The organism is Marinomonas sp. CT5, from assembly GCF_018336975.1.
In the GTDB taxonomy this organism is placed as follows: Bacteria; Pseudomonadota; Gammaproteobacteria; order Pseudomonadales; family Marinomonadaceae; genus Marinomonas.
Window position 1 is genome coordinate 149,376 of sequence record NZ_CP025572.1, and the last position, 21,786, is coordinate 171,161.

Sequence of the window (21,786 nt, forward strand, 5' to 3'; positions counted from 1 at the left end):
CGTGTTCAGTGCTTTGTAAAAAAAATGCAATCTCTAACCGACATTATGGTTGCCTACTTTGTCGGATCTTTATGACAATTTAATTAAGCTAAAAAGACATCTTGGTGAGACAGTATGAAAATTGATGTGATTGGTAGTGGTAGTGCATTTTCTACATGCAATAACACTTCTGCGATTAAGGTGACAGATTGTCAGCAAAACCAATGGCTTATCGACTGTGGGCCTACGATTCCACGAGCTATTTGGCAGCGTAATATTGACGTGAATGATATCTCGGTCATTTATTTTACCCACATTCATCCTGACCATAGCTCGGGATTAGCGGCGTTGATTAATCAGTGGAAAAGTTTCAAACGTACTGAGCCATTAACCATTTTTTGCCAAGCAAATCAGCAACCATCGCTTCAATCATTGGTGAGCTTGGCTATTTGGCCGGAAACGCAATTATGCTTTGATATTTATTGGCAGGATATTACGGACGAATTTGAATGGAAGCATTGGCAAATTCGTACGGCAAATACTCAGCATGAAATGGCAAACAAAGCTATTCGAATAACGATTGATGGAAAAACTTTGTTTTACAGTGGCGATGGTCGTCCGACGGCAGCTAGCCAAGCTTTAATGAGAGGTGCGGATGTTGCGTTCCAGGAATGTGCTTCTTTTACTGGTCTGTCTAGTGGTGCTTCTCATGGCGACTTCCCAGACTGCGAGCGATTACTGCGAGAGACGGAAGTAAAGGCTTTAGGCATTTATCATTGTTTTGATGACGCGATACCAAGTTTATTGAATGCGATGGCAAATATGCCTGATATGTTTTTGAGCCGAGACGGTTTGCAACTGGATTTAAATGACATAGATTTTAGTCAAAATGCTTTCCGTTCGTTTTTAGCCGAGAAAGGGGGCAAGTTGTGAGTAATACTCGACGGGGTCGTTCCGTGTCTGCCGAAGATGTCGCAAAACTGGCCGGAGTATCACGTGCATCGGTGTCTAGAGTGTTTAGCAATCAAGGTAACGTTGCCCGTGAAACCCGCGAAAAAATATTACAAGCGGCGAACGAATTAGGCTATCAAGTGAATTTTTTGGCTCAAGGCTTAAATCGCAAACGCAGCCAGTTAATTGGTGTGGTTGTGGCTCGCTTAAGTGATCCGTTTCGGAGTAGTTTACTTGAAGGCTTATTAAGTGAAATACAGCGCAAAGGCTATCAAGCGCTTGTTACAGAAGTACGTGATGCAGATGAACTGGAAATGACGATTCGACGTTTTACACAATTTCGTGTTTCTGGTGTCGTTGTCACGTCTGGTCAACCGCCAGCAGATCTGGTGAAAGAGTGTGTTCAGCATAATATCCCTGTGGTTGGGATTAATCGTCATATGGATAGGCCTGATGTGGACTTTGTTTGCTCTGATAATAAGATGGCGGCTTCACTTGTTGCTGAGCATTTTACTCGTTGCGGTTGTCGGTCGTTTGCTTGGCTAAATTATAGAGAATCTACTTGGTCTGGTATCAACCGTGGCGAGAAATTTCGTCGAGAGATGGTTGAAAAAGGCTTATGTACTGAAAGTGATTTACTTCAAATTGTCGCCGAAACAGATGGTTATGAAGGCGGAAGACAAGCGGCTCACCAGTTCTATTTACAAGGTAACATTGTCGATGGTGTGTTCTGTGCCAACGCTCAACTTGCCTGCGGCTTTTTGGATGGCATGCGCGAAAATGGTTTGGATGCGCCCACGAACTTTCACATTATTGGTTTTGATAATACGCCACAAACCGCACAATACAGTTATCGTTTAACGACGATTCATCAAGACGTCATCGAGACTTCGAAGCGTGTTCTATCTTGCTTAGAGGCCCGAGGAAAAGACCCATCTATTGCTCAGTGTGTAGAAGAAATTCCAGTCAAGTTGGTAATTAGAAATACATCCCCTCTAATTTAGAAATGACCATCGTAAGGGTTAAGTCAGATGCAAGATAAATATAAGGTGTTAGAGTCCACGATTAAAAAGGCTGGGCAGCGTGCCCAAGCGATTCGACAGTCGGGGCTGTCAGTGACAACGAAAGGTCGACAAGACTTTGTTTCACAGGCAGATATTGCAGTGGAAGATGAATTAAAACAGGTGATTCGTACTTTATTTCCAAGTGATGCCTTTTTAGGCGAAGAGACCGGGGGGATTCAAGGGTGCAATCCAGAGTTAGATGGGGTTTGGGTGATTGACCCGATTGATGGCACCACGAACTATGTTCAAGGTATGGATTATTGGTGTGTGTCAGTGGCGTACGTGAAAGGTAATGACATCCAGATGGGCTTTGTCTATGCGCCTGACCGTGATGAGTTTTTTCTTGCTAAGAAAGGTCAAGGTGCGTACTTGAATGGTGTTCGTTTGAACATCCATGAGCCTGAAGTCGGTCAGGCTATTGTTGGCTTAGGGCGCTCTAATCGTCGTCCTATACAAGCTTATTGTGATTTGATCTTGCTGTTGGATAAACAGAACATTGAGTATCGGCGTTTTGGTGCCGGTGCGCTTATGTTGGCTCATGTGTCATCTGGGTTAGTTCATGGCTATTTTGAGTCTCATTTAAACAGTTGGGATGCCTTGGCTGGACTGTTGTTAATCAAAGAAGCGGGTGGACAAGTCACGGATTTTCTTAAAAATGATGGACTGCTAAAAGGAAACCTTGTTTGGGCTGCAAGCCCACAGTTATGGCAGAATTTGAAGTCTTCGCTAGTGTCATAAATGGTGTTTTGGGCTAAGTTCTGCGACACTCATCGGCCTTGTGAAACTTTTATAGATAGTAACTATGAGTCAAAAGAGTGGGGTAAAAAACTATCTGGGCGCCTATAGTGCTCAGGTTCAGCAGCAGGCTGAAACTTTGCTGGATTCGGAAAAATCCGGTGCTTGGTTGTTAAATAAATACCCAGATGTTCATCAGCTGAATGGGACTCGGGCATTATATGACTATGCCATGGATCTCAAAAATGAGTATATGCGCAGTTCCCCGCCAATCAGCAAAGTCATTTACGATGATAAAATTCATGTCATCAATAATGCGCTCGGGCTGCATACTTTTGTTTCGCGGATGCAAGGCAATAAGTTAAAAGCAAAAAATGAAATCCGTATTTCGTCTTTGTTCCGCAGAATACCTGAGCCGTTATTAAAGATGATAGTGGTGCATGAATTGGCACATCTAAAAGAAAAAGATCATAACAAAGCATTTTATAAGCTGTGTTGTTACATGGAGCCAGACTACCATCAGCTAGAATTTGATTTGCGTTTATATTTGAGTCATCGGGATCGATTTGGTGATCTTTGGCTTTAATCGCAGATATCAAGTTGAAACACGATGACGGCAATAGAAAAGGGGATAACTATTGTCGTCATCATGATTGATCAGAGTTTAGAAGCTCTGAGATACTAACAAGGCCGCTGTGTAGCCTTGCGTGCGGTTTTTCGCCTTAAACTCTTTGTAAGCATGGAAGGAGACAATAGGTAGGCCTGGACGGAAGAAGCTAAGTTCTGGTCCTAATGCAACGGTTTCGGCTTTGTTTCCATTCACTATGTTGCTGCTTGCCTTTCCTTTATCATCAGTTAGCTGCTTGTAGTAAAAACCACCTAGTCCAACGGTCCAATCGCCAAAGTGTTGGCCAATGGCAAACTCGTGTCTGTATTCCATACCACTTGTGTAATCTGTGTCTTTGTTTTCGGTATTGATGTCTAACTGGAAGCTTGAAGAAACTTCAAACTCACTGTCTGTTGTGTAGGTGAAGTTAAACGCAGGCGAAAACGTCCAGTGGTTGAGCCCTGTCGTGATTGTCTCGTCTTTATCGTAATGGCCTGTTGGGATTTGTATTTGTAGCTGAGTATTGGTCGCTAAATTTGCTGACGGGTGCCACTGCAGGATATAAGGAATAATTTGAATATCTGCGATGCCTGAATCTGAGCCTGCAACTTTGATGTTGGCACTTGGCACTGTGCCATCAATGTCGAGATTTAGGAACGGAGCAACAATACCATACCCATAGGTTGCACCCTGAAATTGTGTGTCGGTCATTTTGATGTAAGTGAGTGAAAGAGCTTTTACGGTTTGAGAAAAGTCCGTTAACTTGTCGTTCCCACTGCCATCTAAATTTTTGTTCGCTTTGTAGATTGAGGCCCTTATCGCAAAAGTACCTACGTCCGTCGCTGGAGGCATATAACCAGCTCCAAAACCATAAATACCTGGAGCAGTACTTGGCGCACCGTTTTCAGTTGCGAGTACCGAGCCCGATAGTATAAGACCTGCACTAATACTAACGATTGAGCTTAATTTAAATCTATTCATACATTCCTCTTTTATTGTTATTAGTTGTACGAAAGAAGCATGCCTAGAGTTATGTATTAATTCATATCCCATTTAGGATAGTTGGTAAAATTAATTGTTTATATTTTCAACTAAATATCCCGTTCGGATGAATTGTTGGTTTTTAAAAGAAGAATTATTGCAGAATGTTATTTTGGGTCAGTAATGAAAAGAGGGTGTTTTGGGAGGAATGTAAAACGATGGAATATCTTAGCAAACAGTAAGAGTTCCATCGTTTTCTTTAAATAACGTCAATTTTTATAGCGCACTATTTCCTTGTACGCTTGGCACATGAAAGTCTGGTTTGATCGCTGTGATATGTTTTGTTAAGTAATTCAATAACATGCCATACATAGGAATGAATAGACCAAGGCTAATGATGAGTTTAAAACCAAAATCCGCTAAGGCAATTTCCTGCCAATGTTGTGCCATAAATGGGTCTGGGCTTTGATAAAACGCAATACCAAAGAAGGCCAATGTGTCTAATCCATTACCAAATAATGTTGAGGCTGCAGGGGCAATCCACCATTGTTTTAATTGGCGTAGGCGGTTAAACACTTGGATATCTAGTACTTGACCTAGTAAGTAGGCCATCAGACTCGCGATAGCTATACGTCCAACAAAGGTGTTTAACGATGACAAATCCCCGAAGCCTTGAAATGCCCCTTGAGCAAAGACTACCGATAAAACGTAAGAAACGATTAACGATGGAATCATGACCAAGAAGATAATTTTTCTTGCTAGTGACGCACCAAAGATTCTTACCGTGAGGTCGGTCGCTAAGAAGATAAAAGGAAAAGTGAATGCTCCCCAAGTGGTATGAAATCCTAATACCGTGAAGGGAATTTGGACTAGATAATTGCTTGAAGCAATGATTAGTAAGTGAAATATCGCAAGATACCACAGGGCCTTGCTTTTTTGCTCAGATGTAAACGTGCTCATATTGTGACCTTTTTCGTTTGATTGGGGTGAGGGAACCCAAATTTTCTCATTCGCCTTTAAAAAGCGAACTTCCAGTTATGTCGCATTAAAATGCGGGGCAGAATTATACATGAATCATTTGGTTAAAAAAGCGCCAACATTAAAAAATAGTGCCTGGAAAGACAAAAATGTCTAAAGAACGGTGCTTAAGGCGCTAATTTTTTGTTTTTAGCGGATACCCGATTCGTGATATCCAGTTATGGTAAAACCATCCAAATAGAATAATCAGTAAGCATCCTGATAAGACAGGAGAAAACAAAAAGCCCCATGACACTTTTAATGATAAAACGACAAGAGGGGTTGCACCTGCTGGTGGATGCAAGGTATTGGTCAGCATCATCAAGGAAACGCCTAGCCCAACACTCAGTGCCATAGTGAATGGCGTGATATCCCAGAATTGTAAGGTAATTAACCCTATGCAGGTTGTTAGTAAGTGACCCCCTAGAATGTTTTTTGGCTGAGCTAATGGACTTTTGGGTAAGGCAAAAAGAATGACCATAGTTGCGCCAAAGGGCGCCATAATTCCAAGATATTCAGGTGCAAGTTGAGCTCCTTGAGCAATGAGAAAAATACACAGAGTGGCTCCCATCCCTGCTAAGCAAGTTGCACAAAAACGAGATTGATAAAATGAAGTGAAAAAATTAGATAGCATGAATAGGCTCCTCTAGAGCAGGTTTTAATCAGCATAAATTCAAGTAGACCGATTTGTCTATTCAATGGTAGACAAGTCTGTTCACCTATGTCAATATTCTTTTTACCAAGGGGGATGAAGTGAACAAACCTGATTTATTAATTCATACAGCGTTCAAACTTTTTTATCAGCATGGCATTCATGCGGTTGGTATTAACCAGATTTTGCAGGAATCTGGAGTGGCAAAAAAAACCCTTTATCACCACTTTAGTAGTAAAGAGGCCTTAGTTGAGGCTGTGTTGATTTACCAAGATCAAGTTTTTATGGATTGGTTAACATCCAGAATGATGGCGTCTGGCGAGGGAAAAGCCGCTGTTTTAGCTTTGTTTGATGCGCTTGATGATTGGTTTCACGATAGAGTTGAGGTGTTATCGCCTTTTAAAGGCTGTTTCTTTGTAAAGGCCAATGGAGAGTTTTCTGATCATATTGTAAATGGGTTATGTCAGCGACATAAACAGAATATTACGTCTTTTGTTCAGGCACATCTTGTTGGATGTGTATCAGAACTGGATCTTGCCGATGTAGCGCAAAGTATTAGTGTGTTAAAAGAAGGGGCGATTGCTCAAGCGTATGTTTCGGGTGACCTAGATGCGGCTAAGAGAGCAAAAGCTATGGCTGTTACTCTCTTAGGTTAGAGTAGAAAAACTGTACCTATTTGGCTTTTAATCTTCGGTATCGCTGTTTCTAATGCGAGCTAAGCGATCTTGTTCTTCTTCAAAGGCTTCTTTAATTTCTTGTAATACGGCATCCACATCGGCTTCTTCGGTGGGGTCTTCAAATAACCCCGTGAGTTCTGTATGTGGTGTTAGCTTTCCGGCTTCAAAGAGCGCCCAAATTTCTTTCGCATATTGAGTCTCAAGCAGCTCAGGTGCAAACATACCGTAGTAGTTGCGCATATTGTTCACATCGCGCTCTAGCATCCATTCGGCATTATTGTTGGCGGCGGCATCGACGGCTTGTGGCAAATCAATAATAACTGGGCCGTTAGAGTCGACCAGCACGTTAAATTCAGACAAATCGCCATGAACCAAGCCGGCGCATAACATGCGAACAATATCTTTAATAATGAGGTCATGATCGTGCTTGGCTTGCTCTTCTGTCAGGACGACATCATTAAGACGTGGGGCGACTTCACCATTATCATCGGTCACCAGTTCCATTAATAAGACACCGTCAAAGCAGCCATAAGGCGTCGGGGTTCGAACCCCTGCCGCGGCCAAGCGGTATAGGGCATCGACTTCTGCATTTTGCCAAAGGTTTTCTTGCTCATCTCGGCCAAACTTGGAGCCTTTTTCCATTGCTCTAGAGCGACGGCTATTGCGAACTTTTCGACCCTCGCGGTATTGAACTGCCTGCTTAAAGCTACGCTTGGCAGCTTCTTTATACACTTTTGCGCAACGGATCTCTGATCCGCAGCGCACCACGTAGACAGTCGCTTCTTTTCCGCTCATTAATTGTCGAAGAACTTCGTCTACTAAGCCATCTTCGATGAGAGGTTGTATTCTTTTAGGGATTTTCATGCGGCTCGTTATACAGTGATTAGATGACAAATGAAACTATCAGAAGTAGAAAATGACCTATATTTCTGATGTAGCGAAAACATTTCTATCTTGTTATAAAGAAGACGATTTATTTGAATCTCGCTTTTTATATTCATTCCTTACTAAATACTCAACCATCTCATTGATTTTCATATTATTTTCTTCAGCCAAAGCATTTAATTTCTGCTTAGTATTAAGTGTCATGCTAATGCTATAAGGCTTTTTTCCACTCGACTTCTCACGAAACTTTTTCTGGCTCCATGCTTTCTTCATTTTATCAATGATTAAAGCCTTACGGTCTACGTTATCAGATAAATCGATAGTAGCAATAACCGCGGCTTTTTTTTCTACTGCTGTGGTAGGAATCCAAGCATTTTCAAGAGGTCGCTGCGTGATATTTTGCAGATAAGACCATGTCCAAATCCATTGAGCAGGATTATTATCTTCAAGCCAGTTGACCAGAGTTTCATTGAAGCGAATGTCTTGCCATTTATCCTTTAGTTTTTCTAAAAGCGCTTCCTGCTGCTGAGAGTCTGCCTCTCCAAGGTAAAAAGCATCAATGACGTCGTTGTATCTATCGGCTGAATTCTCTCTTTCGGTATTGAATGCTTTTTCATAGAGCAATAAAAATGAGTTTTCAATATTGTCCGTTTGCTCTTCGTCTGTATTTGGCTTTTTAGAATGGCTTTTTAAGTAGCACCAAGCCCAATTACAAAGGCGCTCATTTTTTTTATCTAGCCAACGAAAATAACTAATAGGAAGTTGCGTTGCTTTGAATGCCGAACGCATTTGGCTAGCGAAGTTTTGCGGGGCGCGATTTTTACTAATTAAGTTTTGCAATTCGTTGTTTAGTTTTTCTAAACGCTCGACTTGGGATTCTCCACGTAAATTTTTAGCCGAAGCACTGCGGATGTTTTTTACTAAAAAGTCGGCATAAAAAGCACATTCTCTTTCGGACGTTGCATCAAGATACTCATTATTACCTCTAATCATGCGGTTTAATCCTTTTTAGCTTTTTTAATTATAAAAAACGAATAATTACTGTGTAGAGTGTTCCGTAAATACTACGTGTATTTTTGTGACCTTACAATAAATTTACAGTATATTTATTGATCAAAATAGCTGTAAGCATCTTTTAATCATGAGTGATAAAGTGTCGGGTTGGTTGTGACTATTATTGTTTTTAAGTGCTGTAGTGACGTATTCGATGATGGTTTATGTGGACGTTTTGTTGGGGGAAGGGGGGATCGACAATGCGTTTTTGCTAGTGGTGCTTTTAAGTGTGTGAAGATAGAGCTTTTAAGCGAGTGAAGATAGGGTTTTTAGTGAGGGAGGGGAGAAACGTGGGAGCTTGATTGAGCAAGAGCTTCTTATTAAGAGGGAATACTTGAGCGTATGGTGTTTCGGCCAGATTGTTTTGCAATATAAAGGTGGTTGTCCGCAATTTTGAAGACATTTTCTTTCGAGGTCGCTTCATAGGAGTAGCCGATACCAATGCTGACAGTAATGGAATCTATATCATCAAAAGTAAGGTTGCTGACGGCCGATTTTATTTTTTCAGCTAGCTCCATAACTTGTTGTGGCGTTCTATTTAACGTTAAAACAATAAACTCTTCACCACCCCAACGACCCAGTACGTCATTAGGATGGACCGTTCGGCTGAGTTTACCCGCGATGCGAGTAAGTGCCTGGTCTCCTGCAAGGTGTCCAAAAGTGTCATTGACCTGTTTAAAATGATCAATATCAATTATTAATATGGCGTATATCTTGTGTTGTTCTTCTGAGTCTAGGTTTAGCTCATTAAAAACTTTTTCTATCCCTCGTCTGTTTAAAATTCGAGTGAGTAAGTCTACGTAGGCGAAGTTCTCAAGAGTGTCTGCTCGTTCTGTGATTTGGTCTGTTTTAATTCGGAGTTTAATCACCGTCCATAACAAGTATATGTATATGAGGTGAGCAATAGCTATATTGAGAACCACGCCAATGGTATCAGCCAATGTGTGGTATTGGATGATGGCAATGTAATGTCCAATGATAGTGGCAAAGAAGACAATGATGGTTGTTGGAGCGGCTTTTTTGACCTCTAAAAAAAGGTAAGCAATAACATAGTTTAACCCTAACCACTGTGCTGAATTTGAAAATAAGCCGTTTTCAGCCATGTGATGCCAAATGCTTGTACTAATTAGATAGCCCGCAACAATAAAATAAGTGAGGAAATGAAGGCTTTGGTGGTTGATGTTAGTAACAATACTGAGCACGAAAACAAAGAGAAAAGCACTAATACAGATTGGGTAAGCTATAGCATCGAAATGAGAAATAATTCCGCTTGAAGCGTCGATACCCCAAATGGCACTGAAACCTAATACAGCAACAATGAGCATTTTACGAAATAGTTTCGGTGACATTGATGCCGCAGAAAGCGGTTGTTGATTAAGTTGTTTCGTATTTTTCATTATTAATCTATCGAAGTAAGCAATTAAGCTCGGTTGTATAGCACTTTTAAGTCTTAATGTCCGTTGCTTTTTATTTCTTTGGAAAAAGAGAGTCACAAAGAAAAGAGCTACAAAGGCGGTTTTTGCTAGGTTGCGCTTCTAAAGTTAAGCTCTAACGACGCCTTTTCTTTGGAGCTTTAGCTTTTGGAGACGTGAGTCCAAGAGCTTTTGCTCTCAACTCTTTTTTTGACGGTTCCCGTCGTTTTTTTGGACTCATTATTTTGTTTAAGTCTGGTTCAAAACCTGGGAGCCATTGTGGTATGAATTGTTCGCCAACAAGTTTTTCAATATCGTTTAGTAGATAGTGTTCTTTTTCTGCTACCAAGGATATAGCTAGGCCAGTGGTTCCTGCGCGACCTGTTCGGCCTATTCGGTGAATATAATCTTCTGCGTTATAAGGAAGTTCGTGGTTAACAACGTAATGTAATTGCTCTATGTCGATACCTCTTGCTGCAACATCTGTGGCTATTAGGGCCCGCACTTTACCTGCTTTAAAATCGCTTAAAACACGGTCGCGTGCCCCTTGTGATTTATCACCATGAATGGCTTGAGTGGCAATGCCGTCTTTTTGCATTTCTTTGGCTAGCTCATCTGCGCCCAGCTTGGTGCGAGTAAAAATCAAGACCTGTTGCCAATTCTTGGATCCGATAAGGAAAGACAGTAGCGCACTTTTTCTATCTTGATCAACGGCATAAATGGTCTGCTCAACCTTAGTTGCCGTTGTATTACGACTATCGACTTCGATTAATTGCGGACTATTTAATAGGCTTTTGCTTAGCGCAAAAATATCATCATTAAAGGTGGCAGAAAAGAACAGTGTCTGTCTAGATTCAGGGAGCTTTTTCAATATTCTCTTTATATCAATAATGAAACCCATATCAAGCATTCGGTCTGCTTCATCCAACACCAAGGTTTTTAGGCCATTCAAATCAATCAGATCTTTCATGATTAACTCTAGTAAACGTCCAGGTGTAGCGACCAACATATCACAGCCTTTCCTTAGTGCTTCCAGTTGTACGTTTATACTGGCACCGCCATAGGCGACAACCGATTTTATTGGCAGGTTTGTACTGTATTTTTCAAAGCTGGCATGGACTTGCTGAGCTAGTTCACGAGTCGGAGTTAATATCAGTGCTTGAATGTCTTCACTGTCTTTGGATTGTTTGGCGAGTTGTATTTTTTGTAGGAGTGGTAATGCAAAAGCCGCTGTTTTTCCTGTACCAGTTTGGGCACCAGCCATCACGTCTTTACCAGATAAAACGACTGGAATCGCGGCAAGCTGAATGGGCGTTGGTGCTGAATAGCCCAATTCAGTGACGCGTTGAATAATATATGGATGAAGGTCTAGGGATGCAAAACTCATGGTGGGCTCGTGTCTAAAGATGTTGATTGTGGAGAGAATGGTAACATTTTTTAAGGTCGCCATAGAGCGAGTATTTTCTGCGATAGAGATTTAAGCGTTAGTTAAGGAAGGTACGAATAAGTCTACTAAGTCTCAGTCTTTCAAAGAAATCGTCAAATAAGGCGCGACTCTGAAGGAATGTAGGTGCCTTTCAAAGAGTCGCAACGACATGTGGCGTTTTCTCTGAAAGACCCGCAGGGCATGGCCTGTTGAGCACCTCGAAAATAGAACCACTATTCACATTCGCTACTCGCCTCGAATAACAGGCCTTTATCCACATGCTGAGACAAGAGGACTTGTTCGCATCTTCCTTAAGAAAAGGGGGAGAGTGGTTTATTTACAAAACTGACCTACATTTTTATGAGTAATAGTGTTTCATTAATGTTCTTCGTTGTAAGGATGCCTTCGTAGCTTGTGTTGGGTTTTGTTAGCGGCTTTTTAATTTAGATTTATGGAATGTTATAAACATGACAATTAAGTCACGACTTTTGCTATTAACCACTTTAATTTTAGCGCTGTTTTGTTTCTTGGCTTGGCTGTCGATGCGAGTAATGGCGGAAGGCATTATTGTCAGCTGGGTAGAGAGATACGCAGAAAAACAAATCCAATATGACAAGGTTCGGACCTTGTTGCCTTTGATTCAAGAGGTCAAGTTGTCCAAGGAGTTTGCCCAGCTTGAATCACTAAAAGCTTGGGCTAAGCAGCCTTTCGATGAGGGGCTAAAGCAAGAAGCGCTAAAAGATGCAGAGGCTTTTCGTTATAGGTTTTCTGATGATTCTTACTTTATTGCTTTAAAAGGAAGTGAACAATATTTTTACAGCGACGCTAATGAAGCTTCAAAACAGGATTTGTATCGTTACACCTTAGATGAAACAAAGCCTGCGGATGCTTGGTTTTATCAGATAATGGCAAAAAAACTTGATCTACACTTGAATGTGAACCCAGATGTTGAGCTAGGTCTTGTTAAGCTTTGGAGTGATGTTTTAATTCGCGATGGTGATGATGTATTGGGTGTCGTTGGTACAGGGCTCGACTTGTCTGATTTTCTTTATCAAATGGTTGAAAAACAAGATATTTATTCCGCGATTGTTTTTACTAATTATGAAGGCTCTATCCAACTCCATCAAAAAACTGAATTGATTGATTACGCAGCTGTCACCAAACAAGCTCAGGATAAAAAGCTCATTTTTCAGTTATTAGATGATGATATTTCTAGGAAGAAGCTCAAGCAAGGGTTTGAATTAGCTAAGCAAGAAACGAATCAAGTTGAGACCTATTCCCTTCAGAAAAATGGCGTTCGTCAGCTTGCTAGTGTGATTTACATTCCTGAAATCGATTGGTTTCAAGTGAATTTCATTGAAATTGATAACTTTCTACCGCTAGCCGAATTCTCAGGGCTTTTGTTGATGTTTTTCATTTGTCTTGTTTGCGCCTTAGTTATTGTTCATTTGTTATTGACGGTCATGGTGACCAAACCACTAGGCGAGTTGGACTTATCTATTCAGGCCTTAGCGAACAATAAAGACCGAGCCCCTTTTCTTTCCCGTTTTGCTGTACCTGAAATCAAGCGATTAGCATCTCACTATCAAACTATGGCGACATCGCTTTTAGAGTACCAGCATGAACTTGAGGATAAAGTGGCGGAGCGCACGGCTGAATTAAGCCGAATTTCAATATTGGACCCTTTAACAGAGCTATATAACCGACGTGGTTTTGAAGCTCATATGGTCGAGTATATGCAAAAATGGCAACAATATGAGCAACCTTTTAGCTTAATTAATCTAGATGTAAATGAATTTAAATCAATAAATGATCAATATGGCCATGCTGTGGGTGATCTTGTTTTGCAAAAAATAGCCGCGTACCTAATGGATATTGTTGGTGAAGACGGTGTGGTAGCAAGATGGGGTGGTGATGAGTTTCTGATTTTGGTTACGCAAGAGAAAAGTCAAAACAGCATTTCAGCACGACTAAAAAGTACTGAAGCCACTGTGAAGGTCCTGGTTAATGGTGCTTACGTAACTGTGAAGTTTAGTGTCGGGAGTGCTTCTGTTCAAAAAAATGACACATTGGAATCGCTCCTGCACAGAGCGGATAAGGCCATGTATTTTGAAAAATTTCATGGTGCTTTTCGGAATGAATAAATGAAAGCTATTTGATAATAAACTTTCATAATTACGTTGCTAAAAAACATAATATTTTGAGTTTCTTTTGTTTTTAGATTTTATTTCTTTGTTTTTTCGCATTTGACTTTTTCGACTTCATGTTTTGTTTTTAAAAAACGTTTACAAACAATAGCTTGTGTTATTTTTAAGATTTGTTAATGAAATTAAGTAAAAAATAAGAAAGAATCCTGTTGTTGCTTTGTTGTAATAAAGTTACTGAAATGTATTATTGAGATCGAAAACACACGTTTTTGTTAAGCTCTATTTATTATAAAAACAACATTCAGGTCTGAAAATTATGAAAAAAACAATTCTACATACTGCTATTGTTGGAAGTTTACTATCTATCAGTGCAGTTCAAGCCGCTCCTTCCTTCGACGCTGATTTCGAATTAAATACCAATGCTATTTCTAAATCCGTCGGTGATTCTACCTATTCGCAAGATGGCCGTGTCGCATTAAACGTTAGTGGTAAGCATATTTCTGGCGATAATTTCTTTGCAGGCAAAGGAACGGCTTTGATCAAAACCGATGGTACGACATCTGTTGATGATGCTTATATTCAACTTGGTAATAGTGCTTGGGATCTACAAGCCGGTCGCTTTGAAGGTGTGAACCTGTTTCCTAAAGGAAAAGACACGGTTGTAGAAAATGTTTCTATAGATTCTGATGTAAGTGTTTATGAAGCAAATTGGGCTCGTGGTCGTGCAGATGGTGATGCTGGTCAGTTTGCTTTGCACTTTAATGCTAGTGAAAATGTTAAGTTTGAGCTTGATACTATTTACGGTTCGGTAGATGGTGATGATACCAAAGCGATTTCAGGCTTCCGTCCTTCTGTTACTTTTAATGCTGGCGGGGCCACGATTACGGCTGGTTACGAAAGTGTTAACTATGACCAAACTGCAACGAAGAAAGTGAAAAAGTCCGGCTATGCAATAGCGGCTAACTTTGATGTTGCCGCAGCGAATGTGAATCTTGCTGCAGCCTTTGGTAAAAATGATGAAACTGACGATAAAGTAACTTCTGTTACCGCAAACATGACTTACGGAAACTTTGGTTTAGGTTTGATTTCGTCTTCTGTTGATAATAAGACAGGCGATGATCCATCATTGCTAACAACTTATGTTGCATACACTATGCCTGTGTTGGATATTGAAAACGCAACCGTTACTCTTGCTGGATCATACTCCAAAGCCAATAATTTAGCTGCAGGTGCAAATGATAAAATAACTGCAGCGCGTGTTCGCTTTAACTATGGCTTCTAAGAAATAGTTATAAAAAGAGCAATGTCGTTAGTTATTCCCTTTTCTGATGACGTTGCTTCTTATCAAGCTATTGATAGAAACACATAGTTGAAAAAGAGCGATATCGTAAGTTATTCCCTTTTCTGACGATATCGCTTTTCACTGCGCTTATTTTGTTTTATTTCTCTTCTACTTCCCTTGAACCTTCAATTCTCTCTGAAAGCTATAAACAACTTGATTGGCCGCCTAGTTTTGTTAGCCTGCTAGCCTCTATCTGTGTGTTTTATTCAAACTAAATTGTTCCGCCAAGAGCTAATGTCAAAGAGTTGTTGATGTGCTGTTCAAGCTTCATACGACATAGCTCTAAGTTTCCAGCAGCTAAGGGGCGAAGAAAAGATAAGTGCTCATTGATGACTCGATGTCCATTAAATGGTGTAACTTGAATTCTGGATTGCACTGCCATACGAATTTTGATCGCTGTAATTCGGTAAACGTTATCAACGAGTGCATTTTTGCCTGCACCGACTATCTTTGAATGCATAGTCCAGTCGAGTTCCTGTATCACTTCAAATATAGCTTTGTCTTGTTCATCCGTAATTTGTTCAAGAAGCTCTTCATGTTGCTTTATCCAGCTTTCTACTGTGGATTTTGGGATCGCAGCTGCAGATCTTTCTAAAGTGCCTACTTCTATTAACTTTCGCAGTTCATAAGCATTACGAACAAATGTTATGTCTAAACTGGGAACCATCAGTCCTCGTTTTGGGAGGGTTTGAAGTAATCCCTCCGCCTCTAATCGAGAGACTGCTTCTCGAACAGATCCAAGTGTTGAATCAGTAAGTTCTACTAATTCCCGTTGTGAAACAATTTGGCCAGGAGTTAGTGCTCCAGTATTGAGGAGCGCTTCAATTCGTTCATAAGCCGTCCTTCTTAATAGAGGACCATCATTAATTTTAGAGTTAGTTGTTTGCATATCTATCGTCTGAGTTTTCATCAACATAGTATTTCTCAAAGTTAGAAAAGTAGCAAACATTAAATTGACATGTTAGATGTATGTTAGTACTGTTCCGTGGTCAATAATAAAAAAACTAAGGTGAAATATGTTTTTAAATATATCTTTCAAAAAGACTTTTATGGCTATGGTCTTGATGGGCTCAATGGTAGGAACTGTTCAGTCTGAAACCTTGAGATTCGCGACGACATTGCCTGAAGCCGATAATCCAGAAACGCAGGCAATGAAAGCTTTTAAAAAGTATGTGGAGTTTCATTCCAGTGGTGATGTTGATGTACAGCTACTGCATGGCGGTGTTGGTGGTGATCGCGAATTACTAGAAAGTGTACGTAGCAATATTTTCCAAATGACTGCTACGACTGATGGCGCATTAGCCTCTTTCTATCCAAAGGTTCAAGTGTTTTCAACTCCTTATCTTTTCAGTTCTGTGCGATCTGCAATGAAGTTTATGAATGACTCCGCCGTGATGGACGACTTTGTTGCTGACGTCTCAAAAGTAGCGGGCTTACAAATTGTAGGTTTTGCGGCAGACGGTTTTCGAAACTTTGTTAATAACAAACATCCAATTCGTAAACCTGAAGATGTTAAGGGCTTGAAACTACGCTCAATGGAAAGTCCTGTCATGATTTCTCTAATGAAAAGCTTGGGTGCTGCTCCGACCCCGATTCCTTTTCCTGAAAGTGCAATGGCAATTCGTCAAGGTGTTGTAGATGGGGGAGAAAATCCACCTTCAACAGTTATTAATGGCGGATGGGCTGACGTTATTAAGTATATGTCCCTTGATGAGCATATTTTCTCTGCTGTGTTCGTTTATGCTAATCCCAGCTTTTTAGCGAAATTAAACGATCAAAGCCGTCGTGCTGTTCTTGATGGTGTGCAGTTGTACACATCAATTATGTTAGCTGGTAAAGGGCAAGGATACCTAGATGATACACAGCGTATTCGCGATAAAGGTGTTGATGTTTATGTCAATTCAGCGGATGAAAAGGCACTTTTCAGAGAAAAAGCACAAGCACCTGTTTTGGAGTTCTTGTCTAAAGAGTTAGGCGCTGATTATGTGAATAACTTCATTTCAGCTGTACAAGAAAATGAAGATACACTTTATAAAAAATAAGTGATGGCTTAACTCCATAAACACACTGGCCGAGTACATTTGGCCAGTGTAGGTGTTTTTCATAGGAATTTACTATGACGATAAAAAAAACGTCTCAGGTAATGGCAGCTTTTCTACGCTTTAGCACATTACTCGCACGTATTAGTGATGTTGTGGCAGCAAGCATTTTAGCCGCTATTATCTCAATCAACTGTTTATCTATAGTGGCTCGTTACGTATTAGATTCTCCTATAGGGTGGGGAGAAGAATTTATGCGTTATAGCATCATTTGGGCTGTTTATATCGCCGCGGGGGCTACGTTTCGTTATAGCGAACAAATGGTTATAGATTTAATTGATTTGGTACCTAGTGCCATTGTACGAAAATTAGCCGCTTTCGTTTCCTTGATTGCAACGCTTTTTTTAGCCGCTGTTGTAGTGTCTCTTGGTTTTATTTTCATTTTAGATACGGGGCAAGTGTCGCCTTCAATGCGTATTCCTATGTGGATCCCTTATAGCGCAGTTGTTCTAGGCTATTTATTGATTGCTATACAGGCTTTGGCCGCTTTTTTAGAGTCGGTTATGAAACCCTCTAGCGATATTGGAGAATCATTATGAGCCCTGCTTTTGTCTTTGTTAGCTTTTTCTTTCTCGTTTTGATAGGCGCGCCTATAGCGATCGCTTTAGGTTTGACTGGGGCCGTGTCTACTTGGTTTTCCGGTATTCCGATGGTACTCATTCCTACGCGATTTTTTAGCTCTCTTGATAACTTCTCATTATTGGCCGCACCGTTTTATATTTTTGCAGGCGAGCTAATGAATCGAGGTGGAATTACAGAAACTTTGATTACTGCAGCAGCGAAGGTTACTCGAGCAATTCGAGGTGGGGCTGCTTATGCAAATATACTAGCGTCGGTCTTTTTTGCTGGTATATCCGGAACGGCGATTGCTGATACTGCTGCATTAGGTAAGATTTTCATTAATGGTATGCCGAAGCAAGGTTATAGCCGTGAGTTTTCCGCTGCTGTCACTGTAGCAAGCTCAATGATTGGGCCTATTATTCCTCCTTCTGTCATTATGATTGTGTATGCTTCCGTAGCTCAAGTTTCAATCATTAAATTATTTGTTGCAGGGATTGTTCCGGGGCTTTTACTTGGTCTTGCTTGCGCTGTAGTGGTGTTTATAACTGGTGTTACAAAAGGTTTGCCAAAAGGTGAAATAAAAGTCGTTGAAAAAACTGGTGGCAAATTGGCTTTTGAAAGCTTACTGGTTTTTTCTATTCCTCTTTTTATCGTTTTTGGCACACTTTCAGGTGCGTTTACTGCAACGGAGGCTGGTGGTGTCGCTTGTGTATACGCAATGTTACTTGGGACCTTCCTATTAAAAACACTTAATGGCCGGTCTATTTTTGATGCGCTTAAACATTCAATGCGTACAACATCAGTGCTTTATTTGGTGATAGCTGGTGCGTCGGTTCTATCGTATACGCTTACGGTGACAGGTGCGATTGGCGAAATACGTGGACTGACTTCATTTTTTGCTAACGACCCAACCACCTTCCTACTTTTTATTTTGGGTGTGCTTTTAATAGCTGGGTTCTTCTTAGAGCCTGGTGTCCAGGTTCTTCTGCTTGCTCCTATCTTTTTGCCGATATCTAGGGCTTTAGGCATCGATGAAATGCAATTCGCAATGGTATTTCTTTTATCTGGAACCATTAGTTTGATAACTCCACCAGTGGGAATTTGTTTGTTCGTTGCTGCTCAAATAGGTCAAATTCCGATAGGTCGAATGTTTATTGCTGTCTTACCTTTTCTTGTCGCTCAGATTATTGCTATAGGGCTACTGATCTTTTGGCCAAGCCTATCAACTTTCCTTCCAAATTTAGTGGAGTAATCAATGCCAAATCAAAAAATACTTGTTCTGACGGAACAGTTTAATAATCAAAGTCCTTTATTTGATCCTTTGCGAAGTGCTGGATACGAGGTTGTTGTGAATGAGACTGGCCGTTTACCTACCGCTGAACAGCTCAAAGCTATGTTAGCTGACAATGTGGTAGCAACCATAGCAGGGGGAGAACCTTATACACCTGAAGTTATAGCTACTGCCTCTTCTTTGAAAATTATTGCTCGATGGGGGGTTGGTTATGATCAAGTTAATGTGCCTGCAGCCACATCAGCAGGTATTCCTCTTGCCATGGCGTTTGGTGAAAATCATGAGAGTGTAGCTGAATATGCTCATGCGATGGCTTTGTCACTGGCTTGCGGCATCGGCCGCCGTGATGCAATGGTCAAAAGTGGAGAATGGTATTTTGATGGCTTTCATCCTGGGCTTTGGGGGCGAACGGCAGGTTTGATCGGTTTAGGTCGTATTGGCGGGGCGATGGCTCGGCGCTTAATCGGTCAGGGGATGACGGTGCTGGTTGCTGACCCACAACTGAGTCAAGAAGCCGCTGCAGATGCTGGGGTTAAAATTGTAGATTTGGACACTCTTTTAGCCCAATCTGATTTGGTGTCTATTCATGCTCCTTCTATACCAAGCACACGTCATATGATGAATGATGAAGCTTTCGCAAAAATGAAGCCTGGGGCCATTATTGTTAATACGTCTCGCGGACCATTAATAGATCAAGCTGCTCTTCTGCGAGCTTTAAAAAGTGGTCGCTTAGGGGGAGCCGGGCTTGATGTATTCGAAATAGAGCCTCTCCCTGAAAATGACCCGTTACGAGAACAGAGCAATGTAATTTTAAGCCCTCACGTATCGGGTATGGATCGTATGGCTGAGGAGCTAGTAACTAAACGTTGTATCAATAATATATTGACATGGTTGCATGGTAATCCATCCGACTTAGTGCCTTATGTAGTAAACCCAGAAACATTATCTTTGAAGGAAAACACCAAGTGACTATTACTGTAGACGGAATTATCCCGGTTATGCTGACCCCATTTACGCAAAATAATAAAGTGGATTGGGATGGTTATTCTCGTTTAATTGATTGGTACCTTGAAAATGGTACAACTGCACTATTCGCTGTTTGCCAATCTTCCGAAATGCAATTTCTTAGTCTTGAAGAACGTGTAGAGTTGGCAAAATTCACCGTTAAACAAGTGTCTGGAAAGGTTCCTGTAGTGGTATCTGGACATGTATCAGATCAATTTTCTGATCAGGTTCATGAACTTAATGCAATGGCCGAAACAGGGGCGGATGGTGTTGTCTTGGTGACAAACCGCTTAGCCGTAGAAGGCGATACATCAGATACCTTGCTTCGTAATGTTGATGCGTTAATTAGCGCACTTCCTGAAGACATCACTCTTGGGTTATACGAATGCCCAGCTCCATATCGTCGATTGCTTAGTGATGATGAGTTAATACATTGTGCGCAAACCGGACGTTTTTCACTTTTAAAAGATGTGTCTTGTGATTTGGATATTGTAAAACGTCGTATAGCGTTAGTGAAAGATACGCCTTTAGGTATTGTTAATGCGAATGCTGCTATTGCATGGCCAGCTATGCAAGCCGGCTCAACAGGGTTTTGTGGTGTATTTAATAATATTCATCCAGATCTTTATGCATGGTTATACCATCATGGTTCGGCTTATCCTGAATTAGCTGAGGAGCTGGCGACTTTTTTAGTTCTTGCTGCACAGGCGGAAGCTATGGGATACCCAAAACTTGCAAAGCATTATCATAAAAGACTTGGAACATTTTCTGAAACAGTAAGTCGAGTTCAAGATTATGATATTTTTGAACGCTTCTGGGGTGTTTCACCTATTTTGGATCGTATTGCTCAAGGCAGTGAATTTTACCGGGGTAAGGTTTCAGGCTTGGTTAAATGAGTATTACTATTTACGGCTCAATTAACCTGGATATAACGACTTATGTTAAAGAGTTTCCAAGTCCTGGTGAAACTATTCATGCAAACAATTATTCTATTGAATTAGGGGGTAAAGGCGCCAATCAAGCCGTTGCTGTGCGAAAGCTTTCTCCGCAAGGAGGGCGTTTTGTTGCAGCGGTTGGAATGGACGCCTTTGGTGCAAAGGCGCGTAAAGAATTAGAGCGCTTTGATATTTGTCTTGATCATGTTATGTCTGTTTCTGCCAACACTGGTATTGCACTTATTCATGTGAATGAGTCTGCACAAAATACTATTTCTATTGTTGGCGGTGCCAACATGAGTTGGTCGGATACGGGGCCTGATCCGGATGTTTTTCATGACACTCAGGTTCTTTTGGTTCAGTTGGAAACGCCATTGCAAGCGGTTCGTTCGGCTATGGCTTTGGCGCGTAAAAGAGGTGCTTATGTCATTCTTGACCCTGCTCCAGCTAGCGATGTAAATGAAATCAAGCCGTTAATAGAATTTGCTGATGCTATTACACCAAATGAAAGTGAATGTGAGGCGATAATAGGCTGGCGTCCAAAAACAAGAGATGAAGCAGAACAAGCGGCTAAGGAACTACTGTCTTATGGCTTACAGTTGGCCATTGTGAAGCTTGGTTCGCATGGTTTATCTTTTGCTTGTTCGGATGGGACGTCAGGAAGTATTCCTAGTTTTGTCGTTGATGCTTGCGATACTGTGGCTGCGGGCGATGCTTTTTGTGGAGCCTTGGCTGTTGCATTGTATGAAAAAATGACTTTAAAGGATGCTCTTCGCTTTGCTTCGGCAACAGGAGCTTTAACGGCAACTAAGCCTGGAGCAGCAAACGCTATTCCTTTGAGATCTGAGGTTGATGAATTTCTTTTAAGAAATTAGCCTTCTCGAAATAACCGCGTTTTAAATGTAAAACGCGGTTATTTATTTGGTTTTAGTATAACCGCTTGTTTGAGATAGGTTATTGCCAAACA

Annotated in this window: 21 protein-coding genes; 13 read left to right on the forward strand and 8 right to left on the reverse strand. The window is 41.0% G+C overall.

The genetic code is table 11. The annotated features are described in order from the left end of the window. Window positions 1-114 precede the first annotated feature (114 nt). From C0J08_RS00685 to C0J08_RS00700, 4 genes are all read left to right on the forward strand, one after another. Entirely contained in the window at window positions 115-912 is a 798-nt protein-coding gene (locus tag C0J08_RS00685) for an MBL fold metallo-hydrolase (protein ID WP_212654227.1), read from the forward strand. Further along, window positions 909-1,934 (forward strand): LacI family DNA-binding transcriptional regulator, encoded by a 1,026-nt coding sequence (locus C0J08_RS00690; protein ID WP_212654228.1) that lies wholly within the window; start codon window positions 909-911, stop codon window positions 1,932-1,934. Before C0J08_RS00685 ends, C0J08_RS00690 begins: the two co-directional genes overlap by 4 nt. Window positions 1,935-1,961: 27 nt before the next feature. Beyond that, window positions 1,962-2,732, forward strand: coding sequence for an inositol monophosphatase family protein (locus C0J08_RS00695; protein ID WP_212654229.1), 771 nt, complete (start codon window positions 1,962-1,964; stop codon window positions 2,730-2,732). Window positions 2,733-2,796: 64 nt separating this feature from the next. Further along, the gene (locus C0J08_RS00700; protein WP_212654230.1) at window positions 2,797-3,315 is read left to right on the forward strand and encodes a YgjP-like metallopeptidase domain-containing protein; all 519 of its coding nucleotides are present in this window, start codon (window positions 2,797-2,799) and stop codon (window positions 3,313-3,315) included. Between the two features lie 78 nt (window positions 3,316-3,393). Here C0J08_RS00700 and C0J08_RS00705 read toward each other — a convergent pair whose 3' ends face one another. The 3 genes from C0J08_RS00705 to C0J08_RS00715 all read right to left on the reverse strand — a co-directional run bounded on the left by C0J08_RS00705 (window position 3,394) and on the right by C0J08_RS00715 (window position 5,968). Further along, window positions 3,394-4,317, reverse strand: coding sequence for a SphA family protein (locus C0J08_RS00705; RefSeq protein WP_212654231.1), 924 nt, complete (start codon window positions 4,315-4,317; stop codon window positions 3,394-3,396). Between the two features lie 276 nt (window positions 4,318-4,593). Next, window positions 4,594-5,277, reverse strand: coding sequence for a 7-cyano-7-deazaguanine/7-aminomethyl-7-deazaguanine transporter (locus C0J08_RS00710; RefSeq protein ID WP_212654232.1), 684 nt, complete (start codon window positions 5,275-5,277; stop codon window positions 4,594-4,596). 193 nt (window positions 5,278-5,470) lie between these two features. After that, window positions 5,471-5,968: an HPP family protein gene (locus C0J08_RS00715; RefSeq protein WP_212654233.1), complete on the reverse strand. Its 498-nt coding sequence runs from the start codon at window positions 5,966-5,968 to the stop codon at window positions 5,471-5,473. Between the two features lie 119 nt (window positions 5,969-6,087). On the opposite strand from C0J08_RS00715, the gene C0J08_RS00720 reads away from it, so the two are divergent. Continuing rightward, window positions 6,088-6,642, forward strand: a complete 555-nt coding sequence (locus C0J08_RS00720) for a TetR/AcrR family transcriptional regulator (RefSeq protein WP_212654234.1) — start codon at window positions 6,088-6,090, stop codon at window positions 6,640-6,642. A 27-nt stretch (window positions 6,643-6,669) separates the two neighbouring features. On the opposite strand, the gene C0J08_RS00725 is transcribed toward C0J08_RS00720, so the two are convergent. From C0J08_RS00725 to C0J08_RS00740, 4 genes are all read right to left on the reverse strand, one after another. After that, window positions 6,670-7,527 carry a PA4780 family RIO1-like protein kinase gene (locus C0J08_RS00725; RefSeq protein WP_212654235.1) on the reverse strand — a complete coding sequence of 286 codons (858 nt, stop codon included), beginning with the start codon at window positions 7,525-7,527 and terminating at the stop codon, window positions 6,670-6,672. A 93-nt stretch (window positions 7,528-7,620) separates the two neighbouring features. After that, window positions 7,621-8,541: a hypothetical protein gene (locus C0J08_RS00730; protein ID WP_212654236.1), complete on the reverse strand. Its 921-nt coding sequence runs from the start codon at window positions 8,539-8,541 to the stop codon at window positions 7,621-7,623. Between the two features lie 380 nt (window positions 8,542-8,921). After that, window positions 8,922-9,998, reverse strand: a complete 1,077-nt coding sequence (locus tag C0J08_RS00735) for a GGDEF domain-containing protein (RefSeq protein ID WP_212654237.1) — start codon at window positions 9,996-9,998, stop codon at window positions 8,922-8,924. 151 nt (window positions 9,999-10,149) lie between these two features. Next, complete coding sequence (locus C0J08_RS00740; protein WP_212654238.1) at window positions 10,150-11,400, reverse strand: DEAD/DEAH box helicase; 1,251 nt, start codon at window positions 11,398-11,400, stop codon at window positions 10,150-10,152. A gap of 506 nt (window positions 11,401-11,906) precedes the next feature. Between C0J08_RS00740 and C0J08_RS00745 the strand changes: the two genes are divergently transcribed. Then, window positions 11,907-13,583: a GGDEF domain-containing protein gene (locus C0J08_RS00745; protein WP_212654239.1), complete on the forward strand. Its 1,677-nt coding sequence runs from the start codon at window positions 11,907-11,909 to the stop codon at window positions 13,581-13,583. Between the two features lie 319 nt (window positions 13,584-13,902). Then, the gene (locus C0J08_RS00750) at window positions 13,903-14,868 is read left to right on the forward strand and encodes a carbohydrate porin (RefSeq protein WP_212654240.1); all 966 of its coding nucleotides are present in this window, start codon (window positions 13,903-13,905) and stop codon (window positions 14,866-14,868) included. Window positions 14,869-15,139: 271 nt separating this feature from the next. Here C0J08_RS00750 and C0J08_RS00755 read toward each other — a convergent pair whose 3' ends face one another. Then, window positions 15,140-15,844: a GntR family transcriptional regulator gene (locus C0J08_RS00755; protein WP_212654241.1), complete on the reverse strand. Its 705-nt coding sequence runs from the start codon at window positions 15,842-15,844 to the stop codon at window positions 15,140-15,142. A 133-nt stretch (window positions 15,845-15,977) separates the two neighbouring features. Here C0J08_RS00755 and C0J08_RS00760 point away from each other — a divergent pair, with 133 nt between their 5' ends. The 6 genes from C0J08_RS00760 to C0J08_RS00785 all read left to right on the forward strand — a co-directional run bounded on the left by C0J08_RS00760 (window position 15,978) and on the right by C0J08_RS00785 (window position 21,694). Further along, window positions 15,978-16,970: a TRAP transporter substrate-binding protein gene (locus C0J08_RS00760; protein ID WP_212654242.1), complete on the forward strand. Its 993-nt coding sequence runs from the start codon at window positions 15,978-15,980 to the stop codon at window positions 16,968-16,970. A gap of 74 nt (window positions 16,971-17,044) precedes the next feature. Next, window positions 17,045-17,566, forward strand: a complete 522-nt coding sequence (locus tag C0J08_RS00765; protein ID WP_212654243.1) for a TRAP transporter small permease — start codon at window positions 17,045-17,047, stop codon at window positions 17,564-17,566. After that, the gene (locus tag C0J08_RS00770) at window positions 17,563-18,840 is read left to right on the forward strand and encodes a TRAP transporter large permease (protein WP_212654244.1); all 1,278 of its coding nucleotides are present in this window, start codon (window positions 17,563-17,565) and stop codon (window positions 18,838-18,840) included. Before C0J08_RS00765 ends, C0J08_RS00770 begins: the two co-directional genes overlap by 4 nt. A gap of 3 nt (window positions 18,841-18,843) precedes the next feature. After that, window positions 18,844-19,848 (forward strand): phosphoglycerate dehydrogenase, encoded by a 1,005-nt coding sequence (locus C0J08_RS00775; RefSeq protein ID WP_212654245.1) that lies wholly within the window; start codon window positions 18,844-18,846, stop codon window positions 19,846-19,848. Beyond that, the gene (locus C0J08_RS00780) at window positions 19,845-20,780 is read left to right on the forward strand and encodes a dihydrodipicolinate synthase family protein (RefSeq protein ID WP_212654246.1); all 936 of its coding nucleotides are present in this window, start codon (window positions 19,845-19,847) and stop codon (window positions 20,778-20,780) included. The genes C0J08_RS00775 and C0J08_RS00780 overlap by 4 nt, the downstream gene beginning before the upstream one ends. Continuing rightward, a complete protein-coding gene (locus C0J08_RS00785) occupies window positions 20,777-21,694 on the forward strand; it encodes a ribokinase (protein ID WP_212654247.1) in 918 nt (305 codons plus the stop codon). Before C0J08_RS00780 ends, C0J08_RS00785 begins: the two co-directional genes overlap by 4 nt. Window positions 21,695-21,786 lie beyond the last annotated feature (92 nt).

What these genes read in the sequence shown, in the direction of transcription:
- C0J08_RS00750 (WP_212654240.1), top strand. Translation starts at nt 13,903, where the DNA reads ATGAAAAAAACAATTCTACATACTGCTATTGTTGGAAGTTTACTATCT.
- C0J08_RS00705 (WP_212654231.1), bottom strand. Translation starts at nt 4,317, where the DNA reads ATGAATAGATTTAAATTAAGCTCAATCGTTAGTATTAGTGCAGGTCTT.
- C0J08_RS00755 (WP_212654241.1), bottom strand. Translation starts at nt 15,844, where the DNA reads ATGTTGATGAAAACTCAGACGATAGATATGCAAACAACTAACTCTAAA.
- C0J08_RS00745 (WP_212654239.1), top strand. Translation starts at nt 11,907, where the DNA reads ATGACAATTAAGTCACGACTTTTGCTATTAACCACTTTAATTTTAGCG.
- C0J08_RS00760 (WP_212654242.1), top strand. Translation starts at nt 15,978, where the DNA reads ATGGCTATGGTCTTGATGGGCTCAATGGTAGGAACTGTTCAGTCTGAA.
- C0J08_RS00710 (WP_212654232.1), bottom strand. Translation starts at nt 5,277, where the DNA reads ATGAGCACGTTTACATCTGAGCAAAAAAGCAAGGCCCTGTGGTATCTT.
- C0J08_RS00775 (WP_212654245.1), top strand. Translation starts at nt 18,844, where the DNA reads ATGCCAAATCAAAAAATACTTGTTCTGACGGAACAGTTTAATAATCAA.
- C0J08_RS00725 (WP_212654235.1), bottom strand. Translation starts at nt 7,527, where the DNA reads ATGAAAATCCCTAAAAGAATACAACCTCTCATCGAAGATGGCTTAGTA.
- C0J08_RS00765 (WP_212654243.1), top strand. Translation starts at nt 17,045, where the DNA reads ATGACGATAAAAAAAACGTCTCAGGTAATGGCAGCTTTTCTACGCTTT.
- C0J08_RS00715 (WP_212654233.1), bottom strand. Translation starts at nt 5,968, where the DNA reads ATGCTATCTAATTTTTTCACTTCATTTTATCAATCTCGTTTTTGTGCA.
- C0J08_RS00730 (WP_212654236.1), bottom strand. Translation starts at nt 8,541, where the DNA reads ATGATTAGAGGTAATAATGAGTATCTTGATGCAACGTCCGAAAGAGAA.
- C0J08_RS00700 (WP_212654230.1), top strand. Translation starts at nt 2,797, where the DNA reads ATGAGTCAAAAGAGTGGGGTAAAAAACTATCTGGGCGCCTATAGTGCT.
- C0J08_RS00695 (WP_212654229.1), top strand. Translation starts at nt 1,962, where the DNA reads ATGCAAGATAAATATAAGGTGTTAGAGTCCACGATTAAAAAGGCTGGG.
- C0J08_RS00785 (WP_212654247.1), top strand. Translation starts at nt 20,777, where the DNA reads ATGAGTATTACTATTTACGGCTCAATTAACCTGGATATAACGACTTAT.
- C0J08_RS00685 (WP_212654227.1), top strand. Translation starts at nt 115, where the DNA reads ATGAAAATTGATGTGATTGGTAGTGGTAGTGCATTTTCTACATGCAAT.
- C0J08_RS00740 (WP_212654238.1), bottom strand. Translation starts at nt 11,400, where the DNA reads ATGAGTTTTGCATCCCTAGACCTTCATCCATATATTATTCAACGCGTC.
- C0J08_RS00735 (WP_212654237.1), bottom strand. Translation starts at nt 9,998, where the DNA reads ATGAAAAATACGAAACAACTTAATCAACAACCGCTTTCTGCGGCATCA.
- C0J08_RS00770 (WP_212654244.1), top strand. Translation starts at nt 17,563, where the DNA reads ATGAGCCCTGCTTTTGTCTTTGTTAGCTTTTTCTTTCTCGTTTTGATA.